Annotated in this window: 11 protein-coding genes; 3 read left to right on the forward strand and 8 right to left on the reverse strand. The window is 45.1% G+C overall.

The features are described 5' to 3' along the window. Positions 1–69: 69 nt before the first annotated feature. The gene (locus HL061_RS05785) at positions 70–336 is read left to right on the forward strand and encodes a hypothetical protein (RefSeq protein ID WP_252962614.1); all 267 of its coding nucleotides are present in this window, start codon (positions 70–72) and stop codon (positions 334–336) included. A 142-nt stretch (positions 337–478) separates the two neighbouring features. Beyond that, entirely contained in the window at positions 479–1,447 is a 969-nt protein-coding gene (locus tag HL061_RS05790) for a DUF1853 family protein (protein WP_186475042.1), read from the forward strand. A 62-nt stretch (positions 1,448–1,509) separates the two neighbouring features. Here the strand turns inward: HL061_RS05790 and HL061_RS05795 are convergent, their stop codons facing one another. The 7 genes from HL061_RS05795 to HL061_RS05825 form a co-directional block, all read right to left on the reverse strand. Further along, positions 1,510–2,040, reverse strand: coding sequence for a DUF2726 domain-containing protein (locus tag HL061_RS05795; protein ID WP_212563840.1), 531 nt, complete (start codon positions 2,038–2,040; stop codon positions 1,510–1,512). A gap of 291 nt (positions 2,041–2,331) precedes the next feature. Next, complete coding sequence (locus HL061_RS05800; protein WP_212563841.1) at positions 2,332–3,474, reverse strand: LysM peptidoglycan-binding domain-containing protein; 1,143 nt, start codon at positions 3,472–3,474, stop codon at positions 2,332–2,334. A gap of 248 nt (positions 3,475–3,722) precedes the next feature. Then, on the reverse strand, positions 3,723–5,081 hold the full coding sequence (locus tag HL061_RS05805) for a folylpolyglutamate synthase/dihydrofolate synthase family protein (protein WP_240365957.1): 1,359 nt from the start codon (positions 5,079–5,081) through the stop codon (positions 3,723–3,725). A 186-nt stretch (positions 5,082–5,267) separates the two neighbouring features. Further along, a complete protein-coding gene (gene accD / locus HL061_RS05810) occupies positions 5,268–6,212 on the reverse strand; it encodes an acetyl-CoA carboxylase, carboxyltransferase subunit beta (RefSeq protein WP_186475420.1) in 945 nt (314 codons plus the stop codon). A 484-nt stretch (positions 6,213–6,696) separates the two neighbouring features. Further along, on the reverse strand, positions 6,697–7,521 hold the full coding sequence (gene trpA / locus HL061_RS05815) for a tryptophan synthase subunit alpha (protein ID WP_212563843.1): 825 nt from the start codon (positions 7,519–7,521) through the stop codon (positions 6,697–6,699). A gap of 140 nt (positions 7,522–7,661) precedes the next feature. After that, the gene (trpB, locus tag HL061_RS05820) at positions 7,662–8,936 is read right to left on the reverse strand and encodes a tryptophan synthase subunit beta (protein WP_240365956.1); all 1,275 of its coding nucleotides are present in this window, start codon (positions 8,934–8,936) and stop codon (positions 7,662–7,664) included. 135 nt (positions 8,937–9,071) lie between these two features. Beyond that, positions 9,072–9,743 carry a phosphoribosylanthranilate isomerase gene (locus HL061_RS05825; RefSeq protein ID WP_252962615.1) on the reverse strand — a complete coding sequence of 224 codons (672 nt, stop codon included), beginning with the start codon at positions 9,741–9,743 and terminating at the stop codon, positions 9,072–9,074. 201 nt (positions 9,744–9,944) lie between these two features. Between HL061_RS05825 and HL061_RS05830 the strand changes: the two genes are divergently transcribed. After that, positions 9,945–11,564 carry an FAD-binding domain-containing protein gene (locus HL061_RS05830; RefSeq protein WP_252962616.1) on the forward strand — a complete coding sequence of 540 codons (1,620 nt, stop codon included), beginning with the start codon at positions 9,945–9,947 and terminating at the stop codon, positions 11,562–11,564. Between the two features lies 1 nt (position 11,565). On the opposite strand, the gene HL061_RS05835 is transcribed toward HL061_RS05830, so the two are convergent. Beyond that, positions 11,566–12,309 (reverse strand): DUF4230 domain-containing protein, encoded by a 744-nt coding sequence (locus tag HL061_RS05835; protein WP_240365951.1) that lies wholly within the window; start codon positions 12,307–12,309, stop codon positions 11,566–11,568. Between the last annotated feature and the right edge of the window lie 111 nt (positions 12,310–12,420).

Below are 12,420 nucleotides of genomic sequence, written 5' to 3' on the forward strand. Positions count from 1 at the left end.
CGGTCGTAAAAATATGCAGATGGCTGCGGTCACCGCTTGCAAAGTCCTGAACAATGACACCGCCCTATCATGTTGAGAAATGTTGAAACGGTAAACAGTAAAAATAATTACAAAATAATATTGAGTGAAGCAGCAAACAGCCAAAAAAGGGCATTATTAAAAACGATTGTTGGTATTATTGTTGGTATCGTTGATATTAAAAATAATAAAACCTATATATTAAAAGGCATACAGCCTTTACTTTACTTCCTGCCGTTCCGACCAAACATAGCAGTAAAGAGAAAAGCCAATCATTGTTTTCAATGGTTGGCTTTTTTTTGTGCTAAATTTTACTGATATCAGTATTCATATCCATCACATTAATATCATGTTTTGAAGCCAAAAAGCTTAGCACTGCCATCGCCGATACTCGTATCCTATAGACTTTTATAGAGCGAGCCGTTAGGGTAAATGCCTCACCACAATGATGGTTTATCCTATGTCCGAGCCTATCAATAAACCCACACATAATCGCCTCATAGATGATGTACCTTGGGAGCGTTTCCGCCGGCCTTACGTGCGCGATTTGGCTTATGTACTGGCATGTCCCAATGTCTTGACCACGTGGCTAGACTTTGCACCGCATCAGAGCACACATACCGTTGCTGTGCATAGTGCACAATTTTGGCAGACACAGTTTGAAGCGTATGAGCAACGATTAACAGAGCTAGACACCACTGCCACCTATCAAGAGCTGACTCGCTATTTACTCAAACGCCCTAGTCCCAATCGATTGGGGTTTCACTTTGAGGGACTACTATCGTTTTGGTTAGAGGATGGGTTTGCGCGTAATCTGCATCCGTACGAGACACTAGCTAATAATGTACAGCTGTACAATGGTAAGCAGACTGTCGGTGAGCTTGATTTGATTTTGTATAATCATGAAGAGAGGCTGGTGGAGCATTGGGAACTAGCCATTAAATTTTTTATGGGATCAGCACCTTTTGAGCCTGTGAACTGGGTAGGGATTAACTCCAATGATAATCTACAGCGTAAGATGACGCACATGCAAACCAAGCAGTTTCGAGCCGTCTGGGTAGATACGGAAGATCACGGGCAGGTCAAAATAGACAAACGCTATGGTGTAATCAAAGGGCGATTCTTTTTACCGATTAACACAACCAACCTTGGTGATTATGATTGGCCTCATTGGCTAACACCCAGCTTTCCGATACATGAATGGTGTGATAAGAGAGATAAAGCCGCTCTTGCGACGATTGACACCACTTCATTGCGAGCCGCGCATTATATTGAATGGTTCACTAAGCGCGACTTTTATGACCGCTATGGTCGGTGTCAGCCGCCCCTTACCTACCCTGACACGCCAAACCTCAGAACAGGATTGTACTTCGAAGGTGAGCGACTGATTGTCATTTATCCAAGGCAGTTAAGCCAAATAAAAGAATAGTCTAAGCTAGATAGTTTGAATAACTGTCTCATTTTAACAACCAAAGAAGCTTAGTGAACCATTTAATAACTCTCAATCACCTGCATTAGCTCGTATCTCAGCATATCGGCACTAGGCATACGCTCAGCGTGAAAACGAACGATGGCGATGCCTGCACTAGCTAGGGCTTTGTCTTTTTTATCATCAGCCTTTTGCCGCGCTTTGCTGCTATGTGTCCAGTCATCAAGCTCGATGGCAACTAGCGTGGTCTGAGCGTCAACATCCACGATTACATAATCAACGCTCTGGCGACAGATACGATTAAACCAAAAGCTGCGCTCGGATGTCTCGTCACTATTGGCTTCAATGATTCGTGACAGCTGAACTTGCACAAAGATATGATACTCTGGCAGCGCATTTTTTAATTTATTAAAAAATATCACTTCAGTGTCGGTCATGATTGGCATTGGGGCAAATGGCCAGATAGCCAGCTCATCACCGCGCACAGGCTTTGACTCAGGCTCTGCGACTGGACGTTTCGCCAATAGCTTTGGTAACGTAATCAGTCCTAAAAACCCAACGGCCAAGATTAAAAATATAGCGCCAAATGACATGGTTTTACCTTATACAATATAACAGTGACCGGCTAGCGTTCAAGACTCTGAAGAGTCAATGATCGGCTGATCACCACAGGGCAACCTTTATAGGCTGACAGGTTATACAAAAATGAGTAATAAAAATGTGCTCATCGTAACCAAGCTTGCGCCAATCGGCAAACGATAAAACAAAAAACACGACAGTGGTTGTCGTGTTTAAAAATAATCATGGTCTAAATCGATAAGATGACAGCTAAGCCATATATCAGCGTGTAGGTCGTGATAAGGGATACCCCACTGATGTCTTATTTAACGCCAATAAAGCACCCAAGCACCGGTCGTATTGACGTTAGAATCACTATTGATCTTATCTTTTAGTGCCAATGCGGCAACCTTTCCACGTTCAGGACCAACAATGACGCGTACACCGCGACTGGTCGGACTGGTCTTCACTTGATATCCAGCCTCTTTGAATTTTTTCGCTAGTTGATCCGCTTTGGCCTGATTATCTGCGAGCGCTACTTGCACCCCAAAGCTGCCTTTCGCATCGGTTTCTTTGACTTTTTGACGAGCCTCACGAAGCTTTTGCTGAGCGTCTCGCTTAGCCTCAGCCGCTTTTTTGGCGGCGGCCGCTTCTCGCTCCAGACGTTGCACTTGACTGCGCGAAGGTATGGTAATGTTTTGACCTAACTGTAATGAAGTCGATGGTGAAATGTTATTTGCTTGAGCCAAGACTTCGACAGGCATGTTGTATTGTCTTGCAAGCTTAATCAACCCATCGCCTTTTTTGACTTGATACTCAGAGGGCGATTTTGGTGGTTCATTTTTAGCCGCTTCAGCTGCCTCTCTCTTTTTTTCGGCCGCAGCTTGAGCGTCCGCTTGTCTTTTCGCTTCTGCTTCTTTTTTACTTTCTGCTAGTTTTTCAGCAGCGGCTTTTTCTTGTTTTGCTTTGGCTTGTTGCTGCTCATCTTCCGCCTGCTTTTTTGCTTTGGCTTCATTCACTGCATCATCGGCTGCCTTGACCAATTTTTCAGCATCTTGCACTTCCTTACTTTTGACACTTTTTTCTGTGTCTTTTACGTCTTCTGAACTCTCACTCTGTTCATTTGTCGCCGCGATATTTTTGACATACTGCTGGCTTTCAGCACGGGCTTTGGCCAACGCTTCTGCTTCAGCCACTTCTTGTTCTGTCAAAAACTCCTGTGCGCGTCTCTCCTGCTCGGCAACACGAGCAGCACGTTCTTTTTGCTTTTGCGCAAGGATACGTTTTTCTGTCTCAATGTCAGTCGTTAGCGGTTGCGGAGATTCTTGCTCGGTCGTTGGTTTCTCTATCATCGCTGATGTTGGCTGTGGCTGGTTGCTCTCGCCAATCTGCTGCACCATGGCGTATAACATCACGCTACCGCCTAGAATCATCCCAATGCCCAATAAGGCTTGTCTCGAAAAGTTCATCCGTTTACGTCTCTTAGTTGGTGATAAGGTTGATTGAGCGGCGCAGGGACTGTCTTACAGCAATATAGATAATTGCGCTAATAAATACCTCGTACCGCCAGTTACTGCCATCAGTGTTCAAAATCTATGCCGACCCATTTATGCCAGTCTTGCAAATCATTTTGATTATAAAGCATATTTTTCGTGCTGTCTGCCATCAGGCAAGTACTAAGATTAACACTAAACAGGCGCCACCTTAACTTAAATGATCATACGGCAAGTGCAGCAAGCGCTTCGCCAATCGTATGAAACGAACCACATACGACGATCAAATCTTGTGGTTGGCTTGCCTGTATGACCGCCTCCGTCGCTGCTTGTAAACCATCAAAATCATGGACATGGCGAGTATCTATGTATTTGGCTAAGACGCCTTGTAGCTGCTCGGTACTCGCGGCACGAGGATAATCAATCTCAGCAATGAACCAATCACTAATCGGCAAGCCTGCTTGAGTCAGACGTTGTACTACTTTGTCGATATCTTTATCACCCAACATAGAGAACAACATTTTGATTTTTGGAAGGTCTCTATCAGCTTGGCTGCCGTGTTTACTCAAATGCTGATGCCAAAATGGCAATAACTGCGCTAATAAAAATTCCACACCTTGCTCGTTGTGCGCCACATCAAACAACCAATGGCGATGATGGCTTTCACGATAATCAAAGCGCCCTGCCAGTTTGACAGTTTGCAATGCCTGCTCGATGGCACTTACATCGACTTTCAACGGGCTTGCAAGTACCGCCGATAGTGCATTAGCAGTATTGGTCAAGGATAGCGCAGGGCATGGTAGTTGCAAGGTAACTGCCGCATTACTGTATTGCCAAATCATTGAGTCAATATCGCGGTAGCTAAAATCTTGCCCAATTTGATAACAAGTCGCTTGCTTATTATCGATAGCGTGCTGCACGCTAGATGGCATTTCAATAGCACCATAAACTAAAGAAATACCTTGGCGCAATATACCTGCTTTCTCGCGACCGATGTCCTCAACATTGTCACCGAGCCAGTCGACATGATCGATACCAATATTAGTAATCACTGCCATATCAGGATCAATAATATTGACCACATCTAACCGTCCGCCTAATCCAACTTCTAACACCCATACATCACAGTCTGCCTCAGCAAATATGAGTAATGCGGCCAGCGTTGTCATCTCAAAGAATGACAAGGTCAAATCGCACTCTAAACGTGCTGCTTCGACTTTGCTAAAAGCATCAATCAGCGTCTCATCGCTGACCATTTCGCCATTGATACGCACGCGCTCATTAAATACGCTCAAGTGTGGCGATTGATATAGTGCCGTCTTATAACCTGCGGCTTTACACATTTCGGCGATAACAGCGGTCGTAGAGCCTTTACCATTGGTGCCTGCCACAGTGAAGACATAAGCGTCATCTTTAGCTGACTTTACTACTCCTAGCGCTTCGGCAACAGGCAATACACGCGATAGTCCCATATCTATCGCAGACACATGTATTTGCTGCATATAATTTAGCCATTCGGTCAAGCTGACCAAACCAACGTTGTCGTTAGGGCTACTAGAGTTGGGCGCTACAAGATCAGACATGGATAAAACCTATAGGAAATTTAATAAGAAACAGAAATATATTTGTTGGCTAAAACCAAAAATAGCATTTACCGTGCAATGACGATAAATGCTATTAGAGGGTCTTGCATATGCAGTAGATGTTAGCACGCGGCTAGGCGTTTATGCACTCAATAATTGACTCATGATACTGAGCCATACATCTTATTAAGCATCTACATTAGGTACGTGGCACAGTTTTGCGAGCAAACGATAGATCGTATCAATCAGTTGATGACGATGCACCACTTCATCTACGACGCCATGCTCTAATAAGAACTCTGCACGTTGGAACGGCTCTTCTAACGTCTCACGCACGGTCTGCTCGATTACACGCTTACCCGCAAAGCCAATCATCGCTTTTGGTTCTGCCAAATGAATATCACCCAGCATGGCCAATGACGCAGTCACACCGCCGTAGACAGGATTGGTCAATACCACAATATACGGAATACCAGCGATTTTTAGACGTTCAATCGCTGCCGCCGTGCGTGCCATTTGCATCAATGACAACAGACCTTCTTGCATACGTGCACCGCCTGACGCGGCAAAGCAGACTAATGGGATTTTTTGCTCAAGCGCTCTTTCAGCGGCTTGTACAAAACGATCGCCAACCACTGAACCCATCGAGCCGCCCATAAAACGGAAATCAAAGGCACAAGCGACAATATCAAGGTTACGCAGCTTGCCGTACATGGCAACCAGCGCTTCACTCTCGCCCGTTTTTTCTTGTGCTTCGCTCATACGCGCAGGATATGGCTTGCTATCCACAAAGCTCAGCGGATCTTTGGCAGTGAATTCTTGCCCTGTCTCACCGTCTATTTGATCAAGCAACCAATTTAAGCGCTCACGAGCACTCATCGGTAAATGATGATCACAGTGCGGACACACATAGCAGTTAAAAATCAGTGCGGTGTTGGTAATCACAGAATGACAATTGCTACATTTGGTCGACGGTTCAGTCTCTACCGCGGTCAATTGCGCAGTTAATTGCTGCTTGATACCTGGTATAGGACGGTTAAACCATGACTGCCTATCCGCGTTGCTGTTTGGCTCGGCTTTAGCAGTATTATTATCGAGTTTTGTTGCTGTATCAGTCATATTATTTGCCATCATAAAAGGCTTATTGACAAGTTGGCTCATTCGCTTGTCATTGAGAGTTTAATGGTTGTCTAAACAAAGCGTCAAACCCAGTCATAACATGAGCAATTATGCGACACGCTAATGTATCAATCTTACGTGTCGATCATTTGGTTAGGTGCTTGTTGATAGATGATGTGCTTGTTGAGACTTTTTGGCAAATGCTTTTTGGCAGATGCTTTTTGAAACTAGTCACTGACAAATCACGGCTATCAGACGCCATATAATAGTCATGTTAGTTTACACTCGTAAACTAAATTTAGCAAAGTCATTTAACGTCATCTTTCAGTAACGTTTTTGAGTCATTGATTCCCATTATTTAACTTCGCGATTCAAGGACAACTACTCAAAATAACCCCTTCAAACCAGCTATTACCTTTATCAAATTGCCTCAATGAGATACTTAAAACATCTTGCCGCTGTTAGATTAATAAAAGCGATACTAGGATAATGAATATTAAGCACTCAGACTGTCTAATGCCGCACGCAGCTCATCCATTTTTGCCATAATGTTTTGCTGAGCCTTGGCCACAGCCGCGGTGTCATTGGCATCAATATCTGCAAAATTCTGTACCAATGCACTACCCACGATAACACCATCCGCATGAGTACCAATTGCTTTTGCAGAAGCGCCATCACGGATACCAAAGCCGACGCATACTGGCAAGTCTGTTTCTGCTTTGATTGCTTGCACTTGAGTTGCTACATCGTCAGTATCTAGCGTGGCTGAGCCCGTCACACCTTTTAGCGATACATAGTAAATATAACCACCGCAATGGGTCAATACTTGCTCACGGCGCTCAGGCAAAGTGGTCGGCGACAGCAAAAAAATCTCATTCATTGAATGGTCGGTCAAATGCTGCGTAAAGCTACCCGCCTCGGCTGGTGGCAAATCTACCATCAATAAACCATCAACGCCTGACTGCTCGCATAGCGTGACAAAATTGTCATAGCCGATAATCTCTACAGGATTAAGATAGCCCATCAAGATGATTGGCGTTTGCGTGTCGGTTTGGCGAAACTCTGCCACCATCTTGAGCGCATCACGCGTACTGGTACCTGCAGCTAATGCACGCTCACCCGCTAGCGATACGGTTGGGCCATCTGCCATTGGATCAGAGAACGGTAAGCCCACTTCAATCATATCTGCGCCGTGCTTGACTAAGTCGTGCAATAGACCAACGGTCGTTGCAGGATTAGGATCGCCTGCCATCACATAAGGAATCAGGGCTTTTTTGTTTTGTGATTTTAAAGTTTCAAAAGTGCTTTCAATTCGGGTCATAGTGGTCTCTTAATTATTATAAACTGGCTTACTTAACCCTTTATCTAACAAGCTATATTAGGTAAAGGGCATTAGGCAATTTTCTTTATGAAGGAGAGTTTAGCAACTTATAAATTGATCATTCATCAAATGACTTGTTACTACATCTCAATCCCTTCTGCCTTCATTACTGAATGCAAATCTTTGTCACCGCGACCTGACATATTAACGATGATTGTCTGATCAGGCGTCATGGTTTTCGCCAGTTTTAAGGCATAAGCGATAGCATGAGAAGTCTCAAGCGCAGGGATGATACCTTCTTTGCGCGTGGCTTCATGGAAACCTTCTAGCGCCTCTTTGTCAGTACAGCCGACATACTCAACGCGTTTCATGTCTTTTAAGAAGCTATGCTCCGGACCAACACCTGGGTAATCAAGACCGGCTGAGATAGAATGCGTCTCTTGAATCTGACCATCATCATCTGCCATGAGGTAAGTACGGTTACCATGCAGCACGCCGATACGACCAGCCGCCAATGGTGCAGAATGACGACCTGACTCGATACCATCACCCGTGGCTTCGACGCCATACATCTTAACGTCGGTATCATTGAGGAAATCAAAGAACAAGCCAATCGCGTTTGAGCCACCACCGACACAAGCAACCAACGCATCTGGCATTTTGCCTGTTTTTTCTAAATGCTGAATGCGCGCTTCTTTTCCAATAATCGCTTGGAAATCACGAACCAATAGCGGATAAGGATGCGGCCCTGCAACGGTACCAATAATATAATACGTGCTATCAACATTGGTCACCCAATCACGCATCGCCTCGTTCATCGCGTCTTTTAGCGTGCGTGAGCCAGACGTTACTGGCACCACTGTCGCACCAAGCAAACGCATACGATAGACGTTCATTTTTTGACGTTCAACATCGTCAGCACCCATATAGACGATACATTCTAGGCCCAAGCGCGCAGCAATCGTTGCGGTCGCGACACCATGCTGTCCTGCGCCAGTTTCGGCGATGATACGTTTTTTGCCACACATCTTGGCAAGCAATGCTTGTCCAATGGTGTTGTTTACTTTGTGCGCGCCAGTATGGTTCAGGTCTTCACGCTTAAAGTAAATTTGCGCGCCGCCGATCTCATCACTCAAGCGTTTGGCATGATACAGCGGCGTTGGACGACCGACATAATTAACCAAATCGTTATGATACTCTTCCCAAAACGCTGGATCTGCTTTGACTTTGGTATAAAGCGTCTCAAGCTCTTCTAATGCGGCCATCAGCGTCTCAGAGACAAAGCGTCCACCATGTACACCGAAATGGCCACGTGCATCAGGGTATTGGTTAAAATCTTGCACGTTTTCAGGATTGGTAAAGGTGTTTACAGATTGTGCTGTAGTAGATAAATCTTTGTTCGCGACATGACTCATGGTAATTCCTACTGTAATAAGTGGTATTTTTTAGAATAAATATAAAGAGAAAAATGAAATAAGATTGGAACGGAAAAATCGGAATAACGACCAAATAAGCCTATTATATATAGAAAATAACCTACGATAACAAACTTAAATGGCGTCAGTGACCGTAGCGTTTTGCCATCGGTCGCGCTTGACCGCTTTCATAAAGGCACGCATCTTGGCAGCATCTTTTTTGCCTTTATCAACCTCGATACCACCACTGACATCGACGCCGTAGATGGGCAGATTTGATGTCTCTGCGACATTTTGCGCATCAAGACCACCAGCCAATACAATTGGTAGCGCGCTGTCATGGGGAATGAGACTCCAGTCAAAGCGCTGCCCTGTCCCGCCATATGCCGCTTGATGATACGCATCCAGCAAAATACTACTGGCACCTGCGTCAGCAAACTGTGCAATCTGAGCACGAACGCTATCTGGCGTGTCTTGCTCTGCATTGATACGCAATGCTTTGATCCAGCGTTTATTGACACGGCTTGCCAGCTGCTCGCATTGTTCAGGCATTTCATCACCGTGAAACTGAAGGATATCAAAAGGTACATCGTTTGCTAATTTGACCAGCTCTTCTTTAGGCATATTGACCACTAACGCCACTACGCTCACAAAAGCAGGTACCGCAGCACTCAATGTCTGTGCTTGCTCTATCGTGACCGCACGCGGACTTGGCGGATAAAACACCAAACCGACTGCGTCTGCACCTAACTGTGCCGCAGTCTGTATATCACTAAGCTGAGTAAATCCGCAAAACTTAACGTGCATTTTGTGACCTTGGATTTTATATTCATAAATCTGACATCGATTCTAGCGACATCAGATAGCGTCAGACTAAAGATAAATCGAGAGATATGATGAGAGTTTGTTACGCAAACGGCAAAGCCATTGCATCCAAAAACTTATCCTAGCATACTTTTATGCCGAGTTTTGTTTATGATTGCGATTGATTCATATAGGGATACTTTGATGTCAAAGACTACTAACAACAATGGTAGCAATAATAAAAACAATGACAGTAGCGATAGCGACAGTCCGTTGCATTACTTGATGTGGTTTCGTCGAGATTTGCGTATTCATGACAATACTGCATTGGCAGCACTGTGCGAGCGGGCTAATGAAGACAATGCATCGGTATCCGCCATATTCTTTTTGACGCCCGAGCAGTGGCAACAGCATGACACCTCTCTGGTGCAAGTCGACCATATTGCCCGTACGTTACCTATACTAGCAAAGGATTTGAAATCACAACTGAATATCACTTTAATGGTACAGCTCTGTCCAAGCTTTTCTGACTGTATAGAGTCTCTGACGAGCTTATGTAAGGACAACGACATCAGCTGCGTCATGGCTAACCATGAATACGAAGGCAATGAGATTGGTCGTGATGAGCAATTGTGTGAGCAGCTTGCAAAAGACGACATCGAGTTTGTCCGCTGGCATGACCAATGTATCTTGCCACCGCTGAGTATCACGACAAATGACGGCGATAGTATGTATAAAGTCTTCACGCCGTTTTATAAGAAATGGCGACATACGCTAGACGTTAGCACCATTCAAATGCATGACGCACCAGCAGTCGACTGCGATGATAAAATCGAGCTAAAATCATCGAAAAATAGTGCCCATACAGCTGACGATATCAAAGCCCTCAGTGAAGAAATGCTTGGCGATTATCAAAAGACGCTGCAAAAAGAGGACTCGTTACAGCATATCGATATAAAAGCCCAACTCACTGCCGCAAGGGACGCCTATCCTGCAGGGGAGTCTGCTGCTTGCCAGCGCTTAGATGAGTTTGTCGCTGATGATATCAATGACTATGATGTCAGCCGTGATGTGCCGCACCTGCATGCCACCAGTCAGCTATCCGCTTATCTCACTATAGGCACCATCAGCCCGCGGCTCTGCTATTTACAAGCCAGCAAAGTACAAGAAAAGCTACACGGTAATGATGGCGATAATGAAGATATCGACCGCTGGATAAGCGAGCTTGCTTGGCGAGATTTTTATCGTCATGTGCTGGTCGATAAGCCAAACCTGATTCGCCATAAAGCGTATAAAGAGGACACTGACACCAAAGTCAGCTGGTCATACGATGACGATGATTTTCAAGCATGGTGCACGGGCAAAACAGGCGTACCACTCGTTGATGCGGCGATGCGCTGTCTGAACGCTACTGGATTTATGCACAATCGACTGCGCATGGTCACAGCAATGTTTTTGACCAAAGACTTGTTGATTGATTGGCGCTTGGGTGAGCGTTACTTTATGCAGCAGCTCATCGATGGGGATTTTGCCTCCAATAATGGCGGCTGGCAATGGAGCGCATCAACAGGTACTGACTCAGCGCCCTACTTCCGTATTATGAACCCCTTTAGCCAAGGCAGCACTCATGATAAAAAAGCGATATTTATCAAAACGTGGCTACCAGAACTAAAAGACATCCCCGCGAGCACTTTGCATAGTGAGGATAAAATGCGTAAAGCACTGGCGAAGGGTGGAGACTTTGCAAATGCTGACTACCCTGCGCCGATAGTCGAACATAAATCAGCACGTAAGCTCGCCATTGCTGAATTTAAAAAAGAGTAAACTAGCTGTTAGTGACTGCTGGCAACTGACATGCGCCTGCACCCTGCGTGTTGACCGTCACGACAGCACCCGTTAAAGCAAACAGCTGCTGCAATTGCGTTTGAGCATTTTGCAGCGCCATATTCATGACATCTCCTCGGCAGGCACGCTCTAGCACTTCTTTTTTTGCCATGGTTTGTGCTTGCGCCAATATCTTAGGATCAACTTGCATCATGCCAAAAGCGCCTGTCTGCCAGTCATAAATCTCGATATCATCTAAATATACTGAAAATATCTCTGTAGGTGGTAAGGTAATATTGATTTGTGGCATGGCTGAGGCAGGTGCATTATTCGCTGCTTGCTCATCCTCTGCATCAGTTATAGTTTGAGTAGGCTGAATGACCTGCACCATCTCAGGCGTCAAAGCACTCAGATCAACCCCTGCTTCGACGCGGCCATGAGCGATGAACAGCGCTTTTTGTTCATCTTGCCACAACTTCATCCAACTCCCCGGACGCTCACTCGTAATCACCGTATCAACACTAAACGCGACGGTATGGAGTCTGTTTAATTGCTGGATTTGCGTGACCACGCCTTCTCGAGTAATGGTTTCTATCGGTTCTTCTTCTGTGATTTTTTGCGCGCTATAAATAGCAAAAACGATGGCTGCTAAGCCGATGAGTAATATTACCCAAGACATTGTGGCAATAGGCTGCTTCGCTGGCTTGTGGGTGCCATTGGTATTGTTCATATCAGGACTACTCATAGAAGTTACCTTTATAAAGGTGCATCGTTATAAGAGTGCATCGTTTTTCAGATGACCAACGGTTTTATACAATTAAAACAAATACTTAACCTGTAACTGCGACTATTGTGC

Source organism: Psychrobacter sp. PSP, from assembly GCF_024085615.1.
Lineage (GTDB): Bacteria > Pseudomonadota > Gammaproteobacteria > Pseudomonadales > Moraxellaceae > Psychrobacter > Psychrobacter pacificensis.

Excerpts from the sequence above, each read along its gene's own strand:
- HL061_RS05785 (WP_252962614.1), top strand. The coding sequence starts at position 70 with ATGTTGAGAAATGTTGAAACGGTAAACAGTAAAAATAATTACAAAATA.
- HL061_RS05790 (WP_186475042.1), top strand. The coding sequence starts at position 479 with ATGTCCGAGCCTATCAATAAACCCACACATAATCGCCTCATAGATGAT.
- HL061_RS05795 (WP_212563840.1), bottom strand. The coding sequence starts at position 2,040 with ATGTCATTTGGCGCTATATTTTTAATCTTGGCCGTTGGGTTTTTAGGA.
- HL061_RS05800 (WP_212563841.1), bottom strand. The coding sequence starts at position 3,474 with ATGAACTTTTCGAGACAAGCCTTATTGGGCATTGGGATGATTCTAGGC.
- HL061_RS05805 (WP_240365957.1), bottom strand. The coding sequence starts at position 5,081 with ATGTCTGATCTTGTAGCGCCCAACTCTAGTAGCCCTAACGACAACGTT.
- accD (WP_186475420.1), bottom strand. The coding sequence starts at position 6,212 with ATGGCAAATAATATGACTGATACAGCAACAAAACTCGATAATAATACT.
- trpA (WP_212563843.1), bottom strand. The coding sequence starts at position 7,521 with ATGACCCGAATTGAAAGCACTTTTGAAACTTTAAAATCACAAAACAAA.
- trpB (WP_240365956.1), bottom strand. The coding sequence starts at position 8,936 with ATGAGTCATGTCGCGAACAAAGATTTATCTACTACAGCACAATCTGTA.
- HL061_RS05825 (WP_252962615.1), bottom strand. The coding sequence starts at position 9,743 with ATGCACGTTAAGTTTTGCGGATTTACTCAGCTTAGTGATATACAGACT.
- HL061_RS05830 (WP_252962616.1), top strand. The coding sequence starts at position 9,945 with ATGTCAAAGACTACTAACAACAATGGTAGCAATAATAAAAACAATGAC.
- HL061_RS05835 (WP_240365951.1), bottom strand. The coding sequence starts at position 12,309 with ATGAGTAGTCCTGATATGAACAATACCAATGGCACCCACAAGCCAGCG.